Annotated in this window: 18 protein-coding genes; 6 read left to right on the top strand and 12 right to left on the bottom strand. The window is 38.6% G+C overall.

Going from position 1 to position 20,390, the window contains the following annotated elements; all coding sequences use genetic code 11:
* Positions 1 to 2: 2 nt before the first annotated feature.
* The 9 genes from Q4597_RS07975 to nhaC all read right to left on the bottom strand — a co-directional run bounded on the left by Q4597_RS07975 (position 3) and on the right by nhaC (position 9,242).
* Entirely contained in the window at positions 3 to 1,556 is a 1,554-nt protein-coding gene (locus Q4597_RS07975; RefSeq protein WP_303406056.1) for an LptF/LptG family permease, read from the bottom strand.
* A 31-nt stretch (positions 1,557 to 1,587) separates the two neighbouring features.
* A complete protein-coding gene (locus Q4597_RS07970; protein ID WP_303405699.1) occupies positions 1,588 to 2,232 on the bottom strand; it encodes an outer membrane lipoprotein carrier protein LolA in 645 nt (214 codons plus the stop codon).
* Between the two features lie 26 nt (positions 2,233 to 2,258).
* A complete protein-coding gene (locus Q4597_RS07965; RefSeq protein WP_289040044.1) occupies positions 2,259 to 4,649 on the bottom strand; it encodes a DNA translocase FtsK in 2,391 nt (796 codons plus the stop codon).
* A gap of 541 nt (positions 4,650 to 5,190) precedes the next feature.
* Positions 5,191 to 5,559, bottom strand: coding sequence for a diacylglycerol kinase (locus Q4597_RS07960; protein WP_215439339.1), 369 nt, complete (start codon positions 5,557 to 5,559; stop codon positions 5,191 to 5,193).
* Positions 5,552 to 6,058 carry a thiol peroxidase gene (tpx, locus tag Q4597_RS07955; protein ID WP_215439341.1) on the bottom strand — a complete coding sequence of 169 codons (507 nt, stop codon included), beginning with the start codon at positions 6,056 to 6,058 and terminating at the stop codon, positions 5,552 to 5,554. The genes Q4597_RS07960 and tpx overlap by 8 nt, the downstream gene beginning before the upstream one ends.
* A gap of 175 nt (positions 6,059 to 6,233) precedes the next feature.
* On the bottom strand, positions 6,234 to 6,491 hold the full coding sequence (locus Q4597_RS07950; RefSeq protein ID WP_215439343.1) for a DUF6952 family protein: 258 nt from the start codon (positions 6,489 to 6,491) through the stop codon (positions 6,234 to 6,236).
* Complete coding sequence (locus Q4597_RS07945) at positions 6,472 to 6,786, bottom strand: co-chaperone YbbN (protein WP_215439345.1); 315 nt, start codon at positions 6,784 to 6,786, stop codon at positions 6,472 to 6,474. Before Q4597_RS07945 ends, Q4597_RS07950 begins: the two co-directional genes overlap by 20 nt.
* A 92-nt stretch (positions 6,787 to 6,878) precedes the next feature.
* Positions 6,879 to 7,523 carry a peroxiredoxin gene (locus Q4597_RS07940; RefSeq protein ID WP_215439347.1) on the bottom strand — a complete coding sequence of 215 codons (645 nt, stop codon included), beginning with the start codon at positions 7,521 to 7,523 and terminating at the stop codon, positions 6,879 to 6,881.
* Positions 7,524 to 7,760: 237 nt separating this feature from the next.
* Positions 7,761 to 9,242, bottom strand: a complete 1,482-nt coding sequence (gene nhaC, locus Q4597_RS07935; RefSeq protein ID WP_215439349.1) for a Na+/H+ antiporter NhaC — start codon at positions 9,240 to 9,242, stop codon at positions 7,761 to 7,763.
* Between the two features lie 131 nt (positions 9,243 to 9,373).
* Between nhaC and lpdA the strand changes: the two genes are divergently transcribed.
* Positions 9,374 to 10,780 carry a dihydrolipoyl dehydrogenase gene (gene lpdA / locus Q4597_RS07930; RefSeq protein ID WP_303405696.1) on the top strand — a complete coding sequence of 469 codons (1,407 nt, stop codon included), beginning with the start codon at positions 9,374 to 9,376 and terminating at the stop codon, positions 10,778 to 10,780.
* Positions 10,781 to 10,834: 54 nt separating this feature from the next.
* On the opposite strand, the gene Q4597_RS07925 is transcribed toward lpdA, so the two are convergent.
* Positions 10,835 to 11,062, bottom strand: a complete 228-nt coding sequence (locus tag Q4597_RS07925; RefSeq protein ID WP_215439353.1) for a CDGSH iron-sulfur domain-containing protein — start codon at positions 11,060 to 11,062, stop codon at positions 10,835 to 10,837.
* Positions 11,063 to 11,275: 213 nt separating this feature from the next.
* Between Q4597_RS07925 and mgrA the strand changes: the two genes are divergently transcribed.
* Positions 11,276 to 12,286, top strand: coding sequence for an L-glyceraldehyde 3-phosphate reductase (gene mgrA / locus Q4597_RS07920; protein ID WP_303405694.1), 1,011 nt, complete (start codon positions 11,276 to 11,278; stop codon positions 12,284 to 12,286).
* Between the two features lie 102 nt (positions 12,287 to 12,388).
* On the opposite strand, the gene Q4597_RS07915 is transcribed toward mgrA, so the two are convergent.
* Complete coding sequence (locus Q4597_RS07915) at positions 12,389 to 13,573, bottom strand: heparan-alpha-glucosaminide N-acetyltransferase domain-containing protein (RefSeq protein WP_303405693.1); 1,185 nt, start codon at positions 13,571 to 13,573, stop codon at positions 12,389 to 12,391.
* Positions 13,574 to 13,791: 218 nt separating this feature from the next.
* Between Q4597_RS07915 and Q4597_RS07910 the strand changes: the two genes are divergently transcribed.
* From Q4597_RS07910 to Q4597_RS07895, 4 genes are read left to right on the top strand one after another with little or no spacing between them, the layout of a single operon-like run.
* Positions 13,792 to 14,325 carry an NADPH-dependent FMN reductase gene (locus Q4597_RS07910; RefSeq protein ID WP_303405692.1) on the top strand — a complete coding sequence of 178 codons (534 nt, stop codon included), beginning with the start codon at positions 13,792 to 13,794 and terminating at the stop codon, positions 14,323 to 14,325.
* Between the two features lie 12 nt (positions 14,326 to 14,337).
* Positions 14,338 to 15,633, top strand: a complete 1,296-nt coding sequence (locus Q4597_RS07905; protein ID WP_303405691.1) for an anthranilate synthase component I family protein — start codon at positions 14,338 to 14,340, stop codon at positions 15,631 to 15,633.
* 59 nt (positions 15,634 to 15,692) lie between these two features.
* On the top strand, positions 15,693 to 17,000 hold the full coding sequence (gene tilS / locus Q4597_RS07900) for a tRNA lysidine(34) synthetase TilS (RefSeq protein WP_303405690.1): 1,308 nt from the start codon (positions 15,693 to 15,695) through the stop codon (positions 16,998 to 17,000).
* Entirely contained in the window at positions 17,000 to 18,967 is a 1,968-nt protein-coding gene (locus Q4597_RS07895) for a thioredoxin family protein (protein WP_303405688.1), read from the top strand. The genes tilS and Q4597_RS07895 overlap by 1 nt, the downstream gene beginning before the upstream one ends.
* Positions 18,968 to 19,045: 78 nt before the next feature.
* Here Q4597_RS07895 and Q4597_RS07890 read toward each other — a convergent pair whose 3' ends face one another.
* Positions 19,046 to 20,260 (bottom strand): hypothetical protein, encoded by a 1,215-nt coding sequence (locus tag Q4597_RS07890; protein WP_303405686.1) that lies wholly within the window; start codon positions 20,258 to 20,260, stop codon positions 19,046 to 19,048.
* Between the last annotated feature and the right edge of the window lie 130 nt (positions 20,261 to 20,390).

Here is a 20,390-nt window from a genome sequence, read left to right as displayed (position 1 = left end):
ATTTATTCTTCTTCAGTTTTGTCTTTTTTTGAAAAAAGTTTTTTGAAAAAGTCTATGACATTTCCAAAATTCATCATTCCTTGGTCTGCCGTAGCTTGTCTCGTTAAATAAACGCCTAAAGGTAGCATAACCATTGAAGATAGCCATGCTCCTATAATGGGGTGAATATTTCCTTTGTAACTATAATTTTCTGCAAAAACACCTAAAAAGTAATAGACAAGAAAAAGTAAAATAGCTATTACCATTGGTAGTCCTATACCTCCTTTGCGAATAATTGCTCCCAAAGGTGCACCTACAAAGAATAGGATAATACAGGAAAGGGCCAAGGCATATTTTTCGTGTAATGAAAAAATATGTCGCCTATGTATTTCATAACGCTTGTTCAATTCTTGTTTCTTTCCCTCAATGGAAGTCATAATGTTGGAAACCGAATTTTTGGCGGAGTTCATTACCTGTACCTTCTGCCAGTCTTTAAACAATGAAATTATTTCCTTAGGAGCCGTTTTCTCTTCAGACTTAATAACATTACTAGTTTGAGAAACCGAATCTATTTGGGCTGCTTCGATATTTTGTACTTTGTTAGTATCAACCGCAGTTGTTGTCATAGACTTGCTAGAGGCTTCTTTTTGGCGCAACAGGTTCATTTTTTCCGTAGCAGCAGTGTCTTTTGGGGAAAGCGGAATAAAACCGCCCATACGATACACAATGTTTTTTGAAAACGCTTGAACTATTCTCTTGTTATCCTTTTCAATGGAATCCATATCCTTAATCAATCGGGAAACATTTTTCATTTTCTCACGATTGGATACATTCTCTTCTTCAAGATCTTGTTCCATTTCCGGAATTTCAATGTTCATCCGGTAAATTTCAAAATTACTTTTGGCAAAAGGGTATTTTCTCTTTTCAGTGCTTTTCTTCTTATCCATGTCACGATAATAATGACCATCGCGCAGAACCAATTGAATAAGTTCCGAATCTTCACTACTGATAAGTTCGCCAGTTTTGGCTTTTATTACCGTACTGTTTACGTTAGTAGGCGTCTTTTGATGAATGATTACGTTTTTTAGAAAACGGTCTTTTTCACCATACTTTTCATCTACTTTGATGCTCATACCCTCAAAGTCGCTAAACACTCCTTTTTCAATAGCTGCGGCAGGTTTAACCTTGGCTATATTACGCCGCATATTGTAGATTTTCTGTTCGGATGCGGGAATAACGCTATTCGCAAAATAGAAGGTAACGCCACCTAGACCTATCATAAAAATAATAAGACTGAGCATAGAACGCTGCAAAGAAATACCAGAGGCTTTCATTGCGGCAAACTCATAATTCTCGGCCAACGTTCCAAACGTAAGTATTGATGCAAGAAGCACGGTAAGCGGGAGTACCTTTTCCGTTAAACTGGGCATCATATAAAAGAAAAATTTTCCAATAATTCCCATATCCAGACCTTTCCCGGCAAAGTCATCAATGAACAACCATATCGTCTGAAATATGAAGATGAACATCAATATTACGAACGAACTCAAAAAATTATAAAGGAACCGCGATAATATATATCGGTCTAGAATTCTCAATGTGGTAATATTAGTTTCTTACTATGTAGTACCCGTCGTTTTTGTACTTGGCCTCGTCAAAAGTAAATAAGGTTTTTGACAAAGGTTGATTAGTTTTGAAAGAATTAACGGTAATGGTCGTAGTGGTACCATTTTTACCGGTTTCTATCAATTTGTAAATATGCTTTGTTTCCGCATCAATACCCAATAAAATGGTCTTTATTTCAGAATCTGTATCAATAGGGGTAAGCTTTACATACTGTATTTTTCTTCCGTTTACGTTTTGAAGGATATCCATTTCGTAATTATGACCTTCTCTGTAGAAAGTTAACATTTTAGCTGGGGTCAATGCACCCCCATCGTCAGATTTGTCTTCTATGGTCACTTCTTCGTTCTCTGGAATAATGGTATAGACTTTAGAGCCGTCATACAATAGTGTAGTGCCAAAGAAGTTACCAATAAACTTATCTCCTTGTAAAGTAACTTCACCACGTGTTTCTTGATTTATACCTGCTTCTGAATTGTTAAGTACGTATTTAAAATCTACGTAAATATTGTCATAGCTTTTAACCTTGGCGTATACATCTTCTAATAGGGCTTTTGCTTTTTCTGAATTTTGGGCAAAAGTTACGTTTGAAAGTAACACAAGGGTAAATACTAGAATAATCTTTTTCATTTTACTGTTTAAGTTAAGAGTTTTAATTAGGAGCGTTCGTTGCTCAGCAATTGATCAAGGGCTACAAGGTCAGGTACTAAAACCTGGCGTGCTTTACTTCCTTCAAAAGGACCTACAATTCCGGCCGCTTCCAACTGGTCTACGATACGACCTGCACGGTTGTAACCCAATTTCATTTTTCTTTGAATCAAAGATGCGGAACCTTGTTGCGCCGTAACAATTACTTCGGCGGCATCACGGAAGAGGGCATCCCTGTCCGCTATATCAACATCAATACTTGTGCCAGAATCCTCGCCCGAATATTCTGGCAGTTCATGGGCGTTTGGATAGGCGCGTTGCGAACCTATATATTCTGTTATTTTGGCTACTTCCGGGGTGTCTACAAAAGCACACTGAATACGGGTAACATCGTTTCCTTGTGTGTAGAGCATATCTCCACGACCAATAAGCTGATCAGCTCCTTGTGCATCCAAAATAGTTCTTGAATCTATTTTAGAGGTTACCCTAAACGCAATCCTGGCGGGAAAATTCGCTTTGATAATACCTGTTATAACGTTTACCGAAGGACGTTGCGTAGCAATGATCAAATGAATACCAATAGCCCGTGCCAATTGGGCAAGACGCGCAATAGGGGTTTCTACTTCTTTGCCCGCGGTCATGATCAAATCTGCAAATTCATCTATCACCAATACAATGTACGGTAAGAATTTATGTCCGTCATTGGGGTTAAGCTTTCGGGCCTTGAATTTTACGTTGTACTCTTTTAAGTTACGTACTTGGGCATGCTTTAATAACTCGTATCGGTCATCCATCTCTATACAAAGGGAGTTCAAGGTATTGATAACCTTTGCATTATCCGTAATGATGGCTTCTTCAGAATCTGGTAATTTCGCAAGAAAGTGCCTTTCTATCTTATTGTAGATGGAAAGTTCCACTTTTTTAGGATCTACCAAGATAAACTTTACCTCGGCCGGATGCTTTTTGTAAAGAAGCGAGGTAAGCACCGCATTTAATCCAACGGATTTACCTTGCCCTGTAGCACCAGCCATTAAAAGGTGGGGCATTTTTGCCAAGTCTACAACAAAAGTTTCGTTGCTAATGGTTTTTCCAAAAGCAATGGGCAGTTCCATTTCCGCCTTTTGGAATTTACTGGAAGCTATAACCGAACGCATAGAAACGATTGTCGCATTTTTGTTGGGCACTTCAATACCAATGGTTCCTTTTCCTGGAATAGGTGCAATAATACGTATACCCAGAGCAGCAAGCGAAAGGGCAATATCATCTTCTAGGTTCTTAATCTTGGATATTCGTACACCGGCTTCGGGAACTATTTCGTAAAGGGTTACGGTTGGACCAATGGTAGCCTTGATTTGAGAAATACCAATTTTGTAATTCTTAAGGGTGTCTACAATTTTATTTTTGTTTTCCTCAAGTTCTTCTTGATTTATGGTGATACCACCTGTTACACCGTGCTGGTCCAACAGTTCCATGGTGGGGAATTTATAGTTGCCTAATTCTAGGGTAGGGTCAAATTCACCAAAATCCTCCACTAGTTTATCCGCTATATTATCAGTTTCTTCCTGCTCCTCCACAATCTTCTCTACTTCCATAGAAAGTTCATCTGTGGTTTCTTCTTCCACGGGAACGGTAACTTCAAAATCATCTAAAGGAATCTCTTCCTTTTTTAAAGGCGGAATGTCTTTTTTATGCGTGTATGTGTCAAGTACTATTGGTTCTTCCTTTTCGGTCTTTTTAATGGATTCCTTTACATCTCTAACCGTATCGGATGCTTCTTTTGTTGTAGATTCCAATTCAGATTTTAAGGTTGATGTCTTTTTGCGGAAAAACTGGGCCATTCCTTCAGGAGTAAAATGGAAGAAACGCACTAATATGAATACCAGACCAAAAAGAAGAATAAGTACCACACCTATATTACCTGTGTAATCTCTTAAAAAGTCGTTCATTTCATAGCCTACAAGTCCGCCCAATAAGGGTTTGGTGTCTGCTAGAAAACCTAGGGCAATAGATATCCAAATCATAAAGACTAGACCCCATATCCATTTTTTTAGAAGCCCTTTTTTCTCCAAGCTTAAGAACAGGTGTAGCCCCGTAATACAAACTAGAACTGTTAAGATAATAGAAGCCACACCAAAACCTTTGTAAACAAAAAAGTGGCTTACACTAGCCCCAAACTTATTGAGCAGGTTTTTGGCTTGTTCGTTTCTATTAGCAAATTCTGATAATAGGCTTTGGTCATCCTGCCAAGTGAAATAAAAGGACACAAATGAGAAAAATAGTGCCATACTGAAAAGTATCAGTAGGCTTCCTAAAATAATCTTGTTCTTTTTGGATACCTTAAGACTAGCCTTCTTGGTGGGCGTCTTTTTTTTGGTTGTCGTTGTTTTCTTTTTGGCCATTACTTTTTTTCCACTGGATGCAAAAATACGTATTACGAAGTTTTCAAAGTAGGGATTGTGAAAAGTCTTTTCGTTTTTATAAAGTACATACTCCCTAAAAGGGGGTTATGGTTTTTTTGACACTTGATTTTTCGCCCTTGAAAGCCCTAATGAAAACTGCTTTCCGTATGCTATTGAACATAGCTTTTTGCTATCTAATTTGTCCTTTTTTGTTTTTAACGGGTTTTTCTGGATTATGTTGTTCTATGGGGTCTTATCGATAACCTGCAGAGTCACAAACTATTTAATTACCGATTTTTGTAGCAACAAATTTTATAAGGGCGTTTGATTGGGGATAGGGTAGGAAAATGCGAAATTTAGAATTTTTGAAACATCATTTTGGAATCATAGGTAGCTAGCTACAGCGATGAAAATATTTGTTGAAGGAATGGTTTTTGGCCGATATGGGAGTCTTCCGTTTAATACAGGTGTGTGATGGGTTTGGTATTGTAACATGGAAAATTGCAACCAAACAGAATTGTAAATGCAGATGAAATAGGGACTAAAATACTTTTGGGATATAGATAATACAGCCAACAATAATTGCTCCAATGGATACAAGCATTACGGCGCCAGCGGCTACATCTTTAATAAAACCGATTCTTTCATCAAAATCCGGATGAATAAAATCACACAATTTTTCTATGGCCGTATTGGCCCCTTCAATGCCTACGACCATAGAAATGGCAAAGACTTGAAAAATCCATTCCGTAGCAGAGATTTCGTAATAAAATCCGGCAATAGTAACGGCAATGGCCAAAAATACTTGGATTTTTATACTGGCCTCCGTCCTAACTAAAAGAAGGGCTCCACGCAAAGCGAAGCCCACACTTTTTATTCTGTTTACTGCAAACGACTCTTCTTTAGGCATCGGCTAAAGCTTCAAGAGCCGCTTTGTAGTTGGGCTCATCTACCGTTTCGGTAACTTGTTCCGTATGAATTACTTCACCGGACTCATTAAGTACCACTACCGATCTAGATAATAAAGAGGCTAGGGGACCATCGGAGAAGGCAACTCCGTAGTCTTTGCCAAAACTTCCGTCACGGAAATCAGATAACATTTCTACATTTTTAATACCCTCAGCGCCACAAAAACGGGCTTGGGCAAAAGGTAAGTCTTTGGACACGCATAGAACTACGGTATTGTCCAGTTCGGCAGCTTCTTGGTTGAACTGTCTAACGGACTGGGCACATGTACCCGTGTCTACACTGGGAAAAATATTTAAAACCACTCTTTTTCCGGAGTAGTCAGAAAGAGATGCAGGTGAAAGGTCGCTTTTTGTTAATGTAAAGCTAGGAGCTTTGCTTCCGTTTGCTGGAAGATTTCCTAAAGTATGTATTTCGTTTCCTTTTAAGGTTACTGTTGCCATGATATGTTCTATTTAGATTCGCTGTGAAAATATAAAATTATAGCTAATTAAAGGTGTTGCATATGATAAATGTGGTTTATGAAAACGTATAAAATGAAAAAAGTGAAACAACTTAATTGATTCTTTTAAAAAATCAATAGTTACTTCACTTTAAATCGTTGTAAAATGGGGTGTTCTATTTGTCTATAGAGCCCATTACACGTTGCATAAATTCGTTCAAGGCTTCCTTTTGCGGTTTGCCGGCCTTTATACCTTTCTGTACCTCAAGAGCGCCGTACATATTAGATATAAGTTCACCAATAACATCAAGTTCCTCGTCCTTTAAAGAAGGCACTTCGGTCAATGCTTCTAAGGTCTCAATGGTTTCAATAACAAAATCCTCATCGTTCTCTTCAATGAAATTTGTTAAGTGCTTAATTACTGGAAGCTTCACTGATCAATTCTTTTAGAACATCATATTTGTTCGTTTGTACTTGATTTTTAAACTCTCCGTTGGTGAAAGTGGCAAAAGTAGGCAAGTTGTCTACATTGGCCAATTTTCGACTTTCAGGGAATTTCTCGGCATCGGCTATGACGAAAGTAAAATCCTCGTTAGCCGAAGCTTCTTTCTTAAATTTAGGCTTCATGATACGGCAGTTGCCACACCATCCGGCAGAATATTGTACTACTACATTTTTCTTCTCTGCTATGATTTCTTGCAGATTGTCTTGTTCCAATTCCAATACCATATCTATAGGTTTTAAAATTTATACTATTTGAGTTGAAAAAGTACCGCTTGCACTAATTGTACAAGCGGTTAACTTGTAACTAAAGCAATTATTTAGTTGCTATGTGCAGAAAGGTACTCGGCAACACCTTTTCTATCAGCGGTCATTGCTTCTTTTCCTTCTTCCCAGTTTGCTGGACAAACCTCACCTTTTTCCTGTACATGCGTATAAGCATCAATAAGGCGTAGGTACTCGTTTACGTTTCTACCTAATGGCATATGGTTGATGCCTTCATGGAAAACAGTACCCTCTTCATCAATAAGGTATGTTGCACGGTAGGTTACATTGTCTCCTTCAACAGTAACAACACCGGTTTCTTCATTGTACTGCTCATCAGTAATGTCCAAAATACCTAAAGTGGAGGCAAGGTTACGGTTACTGTCCGCTAATAGAGGATATGTAACACCTTCAATACCACCGTTATCTTTGTCTGTGCTTAACCAAGCAAAGTGAACCTCTGCGGTATCGCAAGACGCACCAATTACCAATGTATTTCTTTTTTCGAATTCACCTAAAGCAGCCTGAAAAGCGTGCAATTCAGTTGGGCAAACAAATGTAAAGTCCTTAGGGTACCAGAAAAGAACAACCTTCTTGTTGTTTTTTTGAGCCTCCTCTAAAACGTTTAATTTGAATGTGTCTCCCAAATCGTTCATTGCGTTTACACTCAGATTGGGGAATTTTTTACCTACAAAAGCCATATGATATAGTTTTTTAATGTTTCAATTTGATTACAAAATTACATCAATATTATGGCGATAAAAGTAATGTGTATTTAAAAAATTGATAGAAGAATAAGTATTGTAGATGCGATGTATTTCATCTAACATAAAGTGTTAAATCGGTAAAATCAAACAGCTTAAATTACCAAATTCTTAGTTTAATGACCTGTTATTTTGATATTCACATTTAAGCGATTTTAAGAAATCTTTATTTTTTTAAGACGATGTAGTCAGTTGCTTTAATTTGATCTGTAATGCAGCAAAAATAAGCGTCATAATTGGACTCAGCCAATTGAAAACGGCAAAAAGGGCGTACTCCGCGGTTCCAACTCCAAGAACACTGCTATGATATGCTCCACAGGTGTTCCAAGGAACAAGAACGGAAGTTACCGTTCCGGAATCCTCTAAAGTTCGGCTTAAGTTTTCAGGGGCCAAATTTTTATCGGCATAGGCCTTGCTGAACATTTTACCGGGAACAACTATTGCAAGGTACTGGTCTGATGCGGTAATATTCAATGCCAAACAGCTTCCTACAGTACTGGCAAAAAGCCCGAATGTAGTTTTTGCCATTTTTAATAAGGATTTTGTAATACGGTCCAATGCGCCAATACCATCCATAATACCACCAAAAACCATGGCGCAGATAATGAGCCAAATGGTACCCATCATTCCTGTCATTCCTTTTGATGAAAATAGGTCGTTAAGCGCAGCGTTATCCGTTGGTACGGAGGTTTGAACGGTTATGGCTTTAATGACGCCTTCGTAACCTGATTTAAATGTAAGTGTCTTTGCCTCCGTAATACCTGCTACAACATCGGGTTGGAAAATAAGGGCGAATATTGCTCCCAATAAAGTTCCTATGAGCAGGGCGGCCAATGGCGGAGTTTTCTTAACGATTAGAACTACTACGGTTATAGGTACAAGAAAAAGCCAAGGTGTAATGGTGAAAGCGGAATTAATAGAGGTTAAAATGGAATCAATATCCGCGGCCCCTTTCGTTTCAATTGAAAATCCTAATATGATAAAAAAGATCAAGGTAACGCTAACCGTTGGCACTGTGGTGTAGAGCATATATCTAATGTGTTCAAAAAGCTCTCCGCCCGCCATGGCAGGTGCTAGGTTGGTAGTGTCACTAAGAGGAGATAGTTTGTCCCCAAAATAGGCTCCGGACAATACGGCGCCGGCGGTCATTCCTAATGGTATGCCCAGTGCTTCGCCAATACCTATAAGGGCTATGCCTACTGTTGCGGAAGTAGTCCAGCTGCTTCCTGTGGCAATGGATATGATGGCGCAGATAATAACACTGGCAGCTAAAAATATAGTGGGATTGAGAATCTGAAGCCCGTAATAGATCATAGCGGGAATGATACCACTTATAAGCCAAGAACCCGCTAATGCTCCTACCATTAATAAAATGAGCAATGCTCCGGTGGTAGATTTCAGGTTTTCCGCTACCTCTGCCATCATTTGCTTGTAAGATACCTTGTTCATTACACCTACAATGGCGGCAACGGCGCCTCCCAAGAGGAGAATAAATTGGTTGGATCCGCTAAGCGCATCATCTCCAAATACATAAACATTATAGGCCAGCATGGCTACTAGGGCTATAACAGGGGTGAGTGCTTCCCAGATATTTAATTCTTTGTTTTTAACGATGTTTTCGTTCTCTCTGTGCTCCCCTGAATTTTGGTTTGTCATTAATAACGGTTTAGCTATTAGGTAATATTACAATTTTGATGGGGTTTGTGCAACTTTTGTATAAATCGATAAAGGGTACCTTAAACCGGAAAATAGTATTAATTTTGTATTTCAAATTCAAAGAAAATTTTATGAGTTCATACGATGTGGCCATTATTGGCTCAGGACCAGGAGGATATGTGGCGGCTATTCGTTGCGCACAATTGGGGTTGAAAACGGCAATAATAGAAAAGTACAGTACTTTAGGAGGAACCTGCCTTAATGTTGGTTGTATACCATCTAAAGCTTTGTTGGATTCTTCTCACCATTACGAGGATGCCATTAAACATTTTTCGGATCACGGAATTGATATTCCTGGCGAGATAAAGGTAAACTTGGAGCAGATGATCGCCAGAAAGGCGGCTGTTGTAAAACAGACATGTGATGGGGTCAAGTTTTTGATGGACAAAAATAAAATTGATGTTTTTGAAGGATTGGGTAGTTTTAAGTACGCTACACATATTAATATCAAGAAAAATGATGGGACTACGGAAACCATTGAAGCTAAAAATACAATTATAGCTACAGGAAGTAAACCGTCTACGCTTCCTTTCATCAAAATAGACAAAGAACGCATAATTACATCTACAGAGGCCTTAACGCTAAAAGAGATACCTAAGCATTTAATTATTATAGGTGGAGGGGTTATTGGTTTAGAGCTCGGTCAAGTTTACAAGCGTCTTGGCGCGGATGTTACCGTAGTTGAATATATGGATCGCATTATTCCTACTATGGATGCTTCGCTTTCCAAAGAATTGACCAAGGTTTTAAAGAAGCAAAAGGTAAAATTCAACCTTTCCAGTAAAGTGAAGTCCGTTGAGAGAAGCGGAGACGAGGTTGTAGTTAAGGCCGATGATAAAAAAGGTCAGGAGATAGAGTTGAAAGGTGACTACTGTTTGGTTGCTGTGGGTAGAAGACCTTATACCGATGGATTGAACGTTGAAGCCGCTGGTGTTAAATTGGATTCTAGAGGTAAAGTAGAGGTGAACGACCATTTGCAAACTTCTGCTTCTAACATCTACGCTATTGGAGATGTTATTCGTGGTGCCATGTTGGCCCATAAAGCAGAAGAGGAAGGAACTTTGGTTGCCGAACAATTGGCAGGTCAAAAACCTCATATAGATTATAACTTGATTCCAGGTGTGGTTTACACTTGGCCAGAAGTTGCTTCTGTTGGTAAAACGGAAGAAGAACTTAAAGAAGCTGGTGTAGCATACAAAGTGGGACAATTTCCAATGCGTGCCTTAGGTCGCTCTCGTGCCAGTATGGATTTGGACGGGTTTGTAAAAATATTGGCCGATAAGAAAACGGACGAAGTTTTAGGAGTTCATATGATTGGTGCCCGTAGTGCGGATTTAATTGCCGAAGCGGTTACTGCTATGGAATTCCGTGCATCTGCTGAGGATATCTCTAGAATGAGCCATGCGCATCCTACTTTTGCCGAAGCGGTAAAAGAAGCTGCTCTTGCAGCTACGGATAACCGTGCATTGCATATTTAGACTTTACAGAATATTTTAAAAAAAAATCCCGTCTAACTTCTAGACGGGATTTTTTTATTTGTGGCTTCCATCACAATAAGGTGGGTTGCTTGTAAGCTTGCAAGTGCAGATTCTGGCGTCTTTATCTTCATCAACTTGAAAAACTAAAGAGCCGGGTTTCTGGTGTTGTTTATGAGAGCCATCGCAAAAAACATTCGTTTCGGAATGGCCGCAAGTGCACCAGGCATATCTCTTATCTTTTTCCAATGCCAATTTAACGGGGGTAAACTTTTTATCGCTCATGTTTGCTATTGTTTTGTTTTTAGTTGAAGGGATAAAAATAGTAGAATCCTTTCAAGGGTTTATGTTTTACCGTCTATTTTGATTCAGTCCTAATAACATGTTGCTTCGGATGTGTAAAGTCGATAATGTTTTTCTGGATCCGGTTCTGAGCTGTGATATCTCTATTCGTAATTTCTATGTAGCTTTAGGTTTTAGTAATTAAAACATTTTTCAATGCATATAAATGACAAGTCAGGTATTACGGAATATACTGCAGATTCTAAGAGGTATGACACAATGAAATACAATCGCTGTGGAAATAGTGGTGTTTTGCTGCCCGCTATTTCCCTTGGTTTGTGGCATAACTTCGGTTTTATAGATAATCAGCATAACGCTAGGGAAATTTTAAGAACAGCGTTTGATTTAGGTATTACTCATTTTGATTTGGCCAATAATTATGGACCTCCTTATGGTTCGGCAGAAGAAAATTTTGGAGTGCTTTTTAAGAAAGATTTTAAAGGGTATAGAGATGAGATGTTCATAGCTTCTAAAGCGGGATTTGATATGTGGCCCGGGCCTTACGGCAATTGGGGCTCTAGAAAGTATCTAATGGCCAGTATTGATCAGAGTCTAAAAAGAATGGGATTGGATTATGTTGATATTTTTTATCACCACAGGCCTGATCCGGATACGCCCTTGGAGGAAACTATGGTTGCTCTTGCGGATATTGTTCGTCAAGGAAAGGCTCTTTATGTGGGTATTTCCAACTATCAGCCTAAAGAAACGGCAGAAGCAGCTGCTTTACTAAAGGAGTTAAAGGTTCCGTTTGTACTGCACCAAGCTAGGTATTCAATTTTTGATAGGTGGGTAGAAGATGGGCTGCTAGATACTTTAGGGGATAGTGGAGTGGGCTGCATTGCTTTTTCTCCTTTGGCACAGGGAATGCTTACCAACAAATATGTAAATGGTGTGCCAGATGACTCTAGAGCGGCAAAAAATCTGACCTACCTGGACAGGGAACAAGTAGAAAAAAACCTGGATAAGATTAAAAATTTGGCAGCTCTTGCGGATAAGCGGGGCCAAAAGCTATCTCAAATGGCCATTGCTTGGCTTTTAAATAGGCCGGCTATTTCTTCTGTATTGGTGGGGGCAAGTTCTGCGGGTCAACTAAAAGAAAATGTAAAAGCGTTGGATAATTTAACGTTTACGGAAGAAGAGATGAAGGTGATCAATGCAAATTCGTAGTGAATCGTTAAACTGAACAACTCAATGCCTTGCTGTTCAAAAGAAAAAGAATCCGAGCTATAAACTCGGATTCTTTTTCTTTTATTTTAAAGATGGCAGAAATTAATTCTTAGCCAAACCAACTCTTCTTAAGAATCTAAAAAATCTACTTTTTGAAAGTTGAAATATATAGATTGAAGTAATCTCAATTTTTGTCAAAACAAATCTTAGGGCAGTGGCGATTCTTAGTTTTATATGCTCCTTATTTTTTTCATAAACAAGAGCGGAATAAGTACAGACGACCATAAAAGTTAAGGCTCCTAAAATAACGGTTACAGGGGAAAGGGAATGGTGTAAAAACCGATATAGTCCTAATCCTGTAAATGTGCCGTATAGGATAATAAAATGTATGATGTAAATTGATAGGGTGCTTTGTCCAATTTTTAAAATACTCTTGTTTTTAAGTAGGGTTCTAAATAGCATAAATACGCTAAAAACAAGCAGTACATCACCTAGTCTTATGAATAAGTAATTGTTGAAATAAATATTTGCAAAAAGCTGTAAACCTGTATGTTTTGACGCGAGTAAAAACAAATCGGATGAGTAGGCTATTAATGTAGCCCCTGTTGCGGCAAAAAGAGGAATGGCTATAAAATATAAATATTTCAAGTTTTTAAATTTCGTAAAAACAACCGATAAAAAAGCTCCAAATGAAGCATAGCCAAACCATGGGAGAATGGTAAAAACAGAACCATTGCTTTTGGTTAGGTAATTGGCAAAGGCATCCGGTAAAAATGAGAATTCCCAGGTCTTGTAAGTAGGTTCAAATATGAATAAAATCAAGGTTGCGCTCAACAGTATAGTTGGGAAAACAAACTTCTTTCGTTTTTCAGTGAATAGATCAATACCAATGATCCCAAGTAAAGAAAGTCCTATGCAATGCAGTACATCAATCAGATAAAAGGAATCATAGATTTTTCCCTGTAGAAGACCTAGAAGGTTCGTTCGCAATAAATACCCAATAAACAAGAGTTCAAGCCCTCTTTTCACGCCCTTTTTTACCCTAGGGTTCTGAAGTCCGGTTTTATCGCCTTTAATTAAAAGATAGGTAAAGATAAACCCTGAAACCGTAAAGAATACGGGAGCGGTAATGCCTCTAAAGTACTTCCAAATAGAAAAAGCCGTATTGGACCCATCTCTATAAACAGGGTCTAGCAATCCATCTATAAAATGCCCTTGGAGCATCATTAGAATGGCCCATGCCCTCATGGCATCAATAAAATACAATCTTGCTGTCTTATTTTCCACTGCAAATACGATCAATAGTTGGCAAAAGCATCATTAAAACTTAAAACTTTGCATTTTAGTACTTCTGTTCGTTGTACTGCTCCTTTGTTAACAGGAGTAGTTGTCATATATACTTGTAATACAGTTAGTTTGGATGTTTGCGCTGCAAAATTAGATAAAATACTCGCAATTCAACTCTATTTGCTATATTTTCGCTAAAACACATCTAACTACTAATTATGGCAACGCTATTAGCATTCGCAGGAAGCAACTCCTCTAAATCAATAAATTATCAATTGGTAAAGCACACCGTCTCTCTTATTGAGGGGTATAATGTTCAATTATTAAATATGGTGAACTTTCCTTTCCCTATGTTCAGTGAGGATTATGAAAGAGAAAATGGATATTCAAACTCTTTGGTAGAACTTAAAAATGACATTCTTAAGGCGGATGGCGTCATTATTTCGGTTAATGAGCATAACGGTGGTCCTTCGGCTTATTTTAAGAATTTAACAGACTGGTTGTCACGTGTTGAGCGTAAGTTTTTAGAGGATAAACCTGTGTTGTTAATGTCTACCTCAGGAGGGCAAAGAGGAGGTGTGACGGCTCTGGAAACCACGGAAAAGGTTTTGCCTAGATTTGGAGCTCAAGTAGCCGCTACTTTTTCTTTACCTTCTTATCAAGAAAATTTTAAGGAAGGGGAAGGTATAACGAATACTGAGCTTGCTAAGGCACACCGCGCTGCTGTGGACCAGTTTTTAAGTAAATTCTAAAGTCTCTTTCATTTGCGTATTTCTACTACGTTCACGGTTTCTGAAATTAAAAAGTTTAAGGAGGACCTATTGCTTTGGGCGCAACAGTTTGAAGAAGTGGTGTGGTTGGATGGCAATAGGCACAATAGCAAGTACAGCTCTTTTGATGCTTTACTGGCTGTAGATGCCCTAACGACCATTAAAACTGATAGCGAAAAGGCTTTTGAAAAATTAAGGGAGTTTCAAGATAGGGCCAAAGACTATATTTTTGGTTATCTCTCGTACGACCTTAAGAATGATGTGGAGCGTCTGTCATCTAAAAATCACGATGGACTAGGGTTTGCGGAGTTGTTCTTTTTTCAACCGAAGAAAATTATTAAGATAAATGGGAATACCGTGGTTTTTGAATATCTGCGGATGGTAGATGATGAAATACAGTCCGATTTTGACTTGATTTCCGGCGGAATTCTGGAGAAGGAAAGCATCTCAGTGACGGAAAACATCAAAATAAAGCTCCGTATTTTTAAGGACGAATATTTTAAACAAGTAGGTAAAATGTTGTCCCATATTCACCGGGGTGATATTTACGAAGCAAATTTCTGTCAAGAATTCTATGCAGAAGACACGCAAATCAACCCTTATAAGACCTATCAAAAGCTAAATAAGATATCAGAAGCGCCTTTTGCATCTTTTTTAAAGGTCTATGACCAGTATTTGCTTTCGACCTCTCCAGAGCGTTATTTGCGTAAAGAAGCAGGGAAGTTAATTTCGCAACCTATTAAAGGGACTTCTAAACGAGCCAAACAGCCGGAGGAAGACGATAAGCTGGTGAATGCCCTTAAAACAGACCCTAAAGAAAGAGCTGAAAATATAATGATCGTAGACTTGGTCCGTAATGATTTGTCTAAAAGTGCCCTAAAAGGCAGTGTGGTGGTTGAAGAGCTTTGTGAGGTCTATACCTTTCAACAAGTACATCAAATGATATCCACTGTGGTGGCTCAAGTTCCGTCAGGCACTAATCCTGTTGATGTAATCAAAGAATCCTTTCCTATGGGTAGCATGACAGGAGCTCCAAAAGTATCGGCCATGAAGATTATTGAGGAATTGGAGGCTTTTAAACGAGGGTTGTACAGTGGTGCTGTGGGGTATTTTACGCCCAATGGGGATTTCGATTTTAATGTAGTCATAAGAAGTATTCTTTATAATGCGTCCAAAAAATACGTTTCCTATTCCGTGGGAGGTGCCATTACGGCAAAGGCCATTCCGGAAAAAGAGTATGAGGAGTGTTTGCTGAAGGCAAAAGCTATGCGAGAAGTCCTTGAAGGCTAAGCCTGTTTAAAGATACGCATTGTGACCCCCAAATTCTAATTCTTGCTTACCTTTATATCGTGTTAGAAGAATTCCAAAAACATATTGAAGCTAATTTTCAAAACCTTGTAAGGACCAAGTTTTTATTGGCCTGTAGCGGAGGGTTGGATAGTGTGGCTTTGGTTCATCTTTGCATTAGGTGTAAATTGGATTTTGCCATTGCGCACTGCAATTTTAACTTGAGGGGAGAGGCTAGCAATGGCGATGAGAAATTTGTTCAAGAATTAGCATCGAGTAACGATATTCAATTTTTCGCAACTAATTTTAATACAATTGGTTACGTTGAAAAAAATAAAGTTTCAGTTCAAGTTGGTGCAAGAGAGCTTAGGTATCGTTGGTTTGCTGAAGTCATGCGTGAAAATGATATTAAAACCTTGGTAACTGCCCATCATGTGGATGATAGTTTGGAAACGTTTTTAATTAACCTTTCCAGGGGAACGGGTATTGACGGGCTGTCCGGAATTCCAGAAAAGACGGAGACTTTGTCAAGGCCGCTACTTCGTTTTTCTAGAAGTCAGGTTTTGGAATATGCTAAGTCTCAAAACTTAAAGTGGAGAGAGGATGCCACTAATGCGGATACCAAATATCTTCGGAATAAAATCCGCCATGAAATTGTGCCTTTGCTAAAGGATTTAAACCCTTCTTTTTTAAAGAATTTTACAAAAACACAAGAACACCTTTCGGAGAGTGCGGCGCTTGTTGACGCCCATGTTTTGGAATTGAAGTTGCGCTTGTTTCAAGAAAAGGAGGGTGTAATTCGTATTTCCACTCAAGCATTACTGGATTTAAAGCCTATTTCAGCACATATACATGCTCTGTTTAAGGTATATGGGTTCACGGAATGGGATGATGTTGAAAATTTAATAACAGCCATGAGCGGGAAGGAGATTTATTCTAAAACCCACCGCTTGCTTAAGGATAGGGAGTTTTTATTGTTGACGGAAGTTTCTGAGAAAGTTGATACCGAGTTTTATGCTATTTCGGAAGGGCAAACCGAAGTTTTAGAGCCCATTCATATTACAATTGAATCGGCAGATAGTTTGTCAAGCAAGGATCTCCACACACTGTACGTAGATAAAAAAGCGTTAAAGTATCCGTTAACGATAAGGAAATGGAAAAATGGCGACTACTTTTATCCTTTAGGAATGCAGGGAAAGAAAAAGCTATCCAAGTTTTTTAAGGATGAAAAGATTGATGTTGTTTCCAAAGAGCGCCAATGGTTGCTTTGTTCCGGTGAAGATGTAGTTTGGATAATAGGTAGGCGGGCAGATGAGCGTTTTAAGGTAAAGGAAGATACAAGTAATATTTTAAAATTTATATTAAATTAATGAAATATATAATAGTATTTATTACATTGTTTTTTAGTTCTTTAGGTCTTTTCTCTCAGGATGATGACAATCCCGTGAAATGGTCTCAAGAAGTAAAAAAAATTAGCGACACAGATTATGAGTTGATTCTTAAAGGAGACATTGCGGAAGGCTGGCATGTGTACTCTCAGTTCACTTCTGAAGGAGGGTCCTTGCCAAGTGAATTCAGTTATAAAAGTGCAGGCGAAAACTATGAGCTTGTTGGTGAAACTTTAGAGAGTGAAACCATTGTTGAGTACAGTGATATTTTTGAGGTAGATGAAACCTTTTTTAAGGAAACGGCCATTTTTACTCAAAAAATAAAACTACTTAATCCGGATGTCAATCAAATTGACATCAACTTTTTCTATCAGGTTTGTAAAGAGGTCTGTATTCCGGTGGATGCAGATTTTAGTTTTGTTCTAGATGGAGGGGTGGCTGTAAACGAGGAGAAGACTATAGATGAACACAGTAAATCTTTGAGTTCGGCTTTAAAAATCGATTTAAAGAATAAGGAACTTTTAGGAAGTACACACGAAGTAGGTGAGGCAAGTTCCGGTCTATGGATGATTTTTGGCTTAGGATTTTTAGGTGGATTAATTGCGTTGTTGACGCCCTGCGTTTTTCCTATGATTCCGCTTACGGTATCGTTTTTTACCAAACACTCGCAAAAAAAATCCAAAGGCATTATAAATGCCCTGTTGTATGGCTTTTTCATTGTTTTAATATACTTTTTACTGAGTCTGCCTTTCCATATTTTTGACTCGGTAGACTCCCAGATATTAAATACCATAGCTACCAATATTTGGTTGAACATTGCCTTTTTCTTGATATTCGTGTTCTTTTCGTTCTCTTTTTTCGGGTACTATGAATTGACTTTGCCTAGTTCTTGGGCAAATAAGATGGATGCCGCTTCTTCCAAAATAGGTGGCGTAATAGGTATTTTCTTTATGGCGATAACATTGGCCATTGTTTCATTCTCATGTACAGGGCCTATTTTAGGCGGACTCTTAGGGAGCACCGTTTTGGAAGAGGGAGATGTAGCTGTGAACCTTTCAGCGGGCATGACCGGTTTTGGTGTGGCGTTTGCTCTGCCGTTTGCTCTTTTTGCATTATTCCCTGCCTGGTTGAATTCATTGCCAAAATCCGGTGGGTGGATGACTACGGTTAAAGTGGTGTTAGGTTTTCTAGAACTGGCATTAGCACTTAAATTCCTTTCCAATGCAGACCTTGTAGGCAATTGGGGTATTTTAAAACGTGAAATATTCTTGGGTATATGGGTGGTATTGTTCGTATTGCTTGCGCTTTATCTTTTTGGATTATTTAGGTTTCCGCATGACGGGCCAAAGCAAAAACTTTCAGCGGGAAGAAAAGTTACGGGATTGGTAAGTGCCGCGTTTTCAATTTATATTCTTTTGGGGCTTATAGGGTTTTCTAATCTTAAGCTTTTGAGTGGTTTTCCGCCACCGGCATTTTACAGTGTTTTTGAAACCGAGAGCGACTGTCCGTTGGGCATAGATTGTTATAAGGATTTTGATGAAGGAGTAGCTCATGCAAAGAAAGTAAATAAGCCTATCCTGTTGGATTTTACAGGTTGGGCCTGTGTGAACTGTAGGAAGATGGAAGAGAATGTTTGGAGCGAACCTGACGTGTATGCTATTTTAAAGGAGGACTACGTTCTTATTTCTTTGTACGTAGATGACCGAAAGGAACTTTCTGAGGCAGAGCAATTTGATTTTAAATATGATACCGGCCGTGTAAAACATATTGAGACCGTAGGGCAGAAATGGGGTACTTTTCAGACGGTTAATTTTAATGCGGCTTCTCAACCTTACTACGTTTTGATGACACCTGATATGGAAATTCTAAATACCGCAGTGCAGTATACGGATAGTGATGTGTATGAGGAATGGTTAAAGAAGGGATTGGTGAATTTCAAAAACAACTAGTTTAGTATTCCTATTAAAAGAAAAAGGGCGTTCCAAAATATTTTGGAACGCCCTTTTTTCATAGGTTAAGTTTTGTTCTTATTGAAGCGCATCCGGTTGAACGTCAAATTGAAACTCATCTTGAATTTCATCGTCTGTTGATTGGATAACTCTAGCGGGTTCGTTGCCAAGAATTTTATCCAGTTGCTTCAAAAACCTATTATGGACCTGGTTGGCAGTTAGGACTTTGCCTTTATTTTGGATTCTTCTAGCTAGTAGGTAGCCCCTTCTTGCAGCTTCCATACGTTGTAAAGGCGTGCCGTGGTGACCATCACTTGTAAAGCTACAGTCGCCAATGTTAAAGAAAAGCTCTAGAAATTGTTGGGTTCGTCTCCAGTTTTGGGTACCACCTTTTTTATGGGTTACATAATACCCGGTGAAGAAATCGGCTTCTAGTTCCGTTGTTCTGGTAGCTTCGGGAACATTATCAGCGGCACCGTTAGGGTACCATTTTTCCTGATTGTTAAATTGTATGTGGTGAGCCCATTCATGGGCCATGATGCCATTCCAGATTACACCTCGCCGTATACCCGTTTGTTCAAGTAGGTCTACTATACCATCACCAATTACAATAAGGTCGTTCTGTCCAAAGGCACCGTCCAGAGCAATTGCGAATCCATCTGCGGTAATCAATGGTGTCTCCGTTAGAAAGGTGCTCTCTACGTTTACAAAATTTGTAAAATAATAGGCAAGGGCATTTGCTTCTGATGCAGGTCTTTCATACCAGAACATAAGAATATCTACTAATTTGTCATAATCTTCTAGAGTGGTTTTGTGTTGCCCGCGCACCTCTATCTCATGTGGCATAAACCAGAATCTCTCAAGACTTTTGGTTATATTCTTTACTTTTTGGGTGTCTTCCCCGTCTGCTCCAAAATACTGCGGGCTATCATCGGTAATGGTGGATAGAAAGTTCATTTCTGCATAGAGGTCATACCAATCAAAACCAATGGAATCCAGATTGCTGGAAACCGAAGCAGCAATTACGTCGTCTAAAGGAGTTAAGGTGCATTTACTGGGCTCTACAATAGAGGCTAAATTAAAGGGAACGTCATGAAACATTGACTTTTCAGGAAGTTTTTTAATCAATGACGGGGCTTTAAAATTAAAGTCTGAAGAGGGAATGCCAATTTTTGAGGTAAAAGGGGTTAGGCTGTCTTCGGTGCTTAGTTCAAATTCGTCTTTGGTACATGAAACAAGAAAAAGTCCGGCGCCAATAATAGTTCCGGCAATTTTTAAGTAAGCATTTTTCATATAGTGTTTTTTAGGTTTATTTTAACTAAAAATAAGAATATTCAGATTTAATCACTTAATAAAATTGTAGTTTTTTCTTACTTTTTTGATGTTAGGTTGTTTTTGTTGTGCATAAACGTGTCTTTGTAAT

Origin of the sequence: Zobellia sp. 1_MG-2023 (assembly GCF_030549125.1) — a bacterium.
Lineage (GTDB): Bacteria > Bacteroidota > Bacteroidia > Flavobacteriales > Flavobacteriaceae > Zobellia > Zobellia russellii.
The sequence above is the reverse complement of the archived record's forward strand: the minus strand, read 5'-3'. Positions and strand labels throughout refer to the sequence as shown.

What these genes read in the sequence shown, in the direction of transcription:
- Q4597_RS07940 (WP_215439347.1), bottom strand. Translation starts at nt 7,523, where the DNA reads ATGGCTTTTGTAGGTAAAAAATTCCCCAATCTGAGTGTAAACGCAATG.
- Q4597_RS07970 (WP_303405699.1), bottom strand. Translation starts at nt 2,232, where the DNA reads ATGAAAAAGATTATTCTAGTATTTACCCTTGTGTTACTTTCAAACGTA.
- Q4597_RS07925 (WP_215439353.1), bottom strand. Translation starts at nt 11,062, where the DNA reads ATGAGCGATAAAAAGTTTACCCCCGTTAAATTGGCATTGGAAAAAGAT.
- Q4597_RS07895 (WP_303405688.1), top strand. Translation starts at nt 17,000, where the DNA reads ATGAAATATATAATAGTATTTATTACATTGTTTTTTAGTTCTTTAGGT.
- lpdA (WP_303405696.1), top strand. Translation starts at nt 9,374, where the DNA reads ATGAGTTCATACGATGTGGCCATTATTGGCTCAGGACCAGGAGGATAT.
- tpx (WP_215439341.1), bottom strand. Translation starts at nt 6,058, where the DNA reads ATGGCAACAGTAACCTTAAAAGGAAACGAAATACATACTTTAGGAAAT.
- mgrA (WP_303405694.1), top strand. Translation starts at nt 11,276, where the DNA reads ATGCATATAAATGACAAGTCAGGTATTACGGAATATACTGCAGATTCT.
- nhaC (WP_215439349.1), bottom strand. Translation starts at nt 9,242, where the DNA reads ATGACAAACCAAAATTCAGGGGAGCACAGAGAGAACGAAAACATCGTT.
- Q4597_RS07890 (WP_303405686.1), bottom strand. Translation starts at nt 20,260, where the DNA reads ATGAAAAATGCTTACTTAAAAATTGCCGGAACTATTATTGGCGCCGGA.
- Q4597_RS07910 (WP_303405692.1), top strand. Translation starts at nt 13,792, where the DNA reads ATGGCAACGCTATTAGCATTCGCAGGAAGCAACTCCTCTAAATCAATA.
- Q4597_RS07945 (WP_215439345.1), bottom strand. Translation starts at nt 6,786, where the DNA reads ATGGTATTGGAATTGGAACAAGACAATCTGCAAGAAATCATAGCAGAG.
- Q4597_RS07965 (WP_289040044.1), bottom strand. Translation starts at nt 4,649, where the DNA reads ATGGCCAAAAAGAAAACAACGACAACCAAAAAAAAGACGCCCACCAAG.
- Q4597_RS07960 (WP_215439339.1), bottom strand. Translation starts at nt 5,559, where the DNA reads ATGCCTAAAGAAGAGTCGTTTGCAGTAAACAGAATAAAAAGTGTGGGC.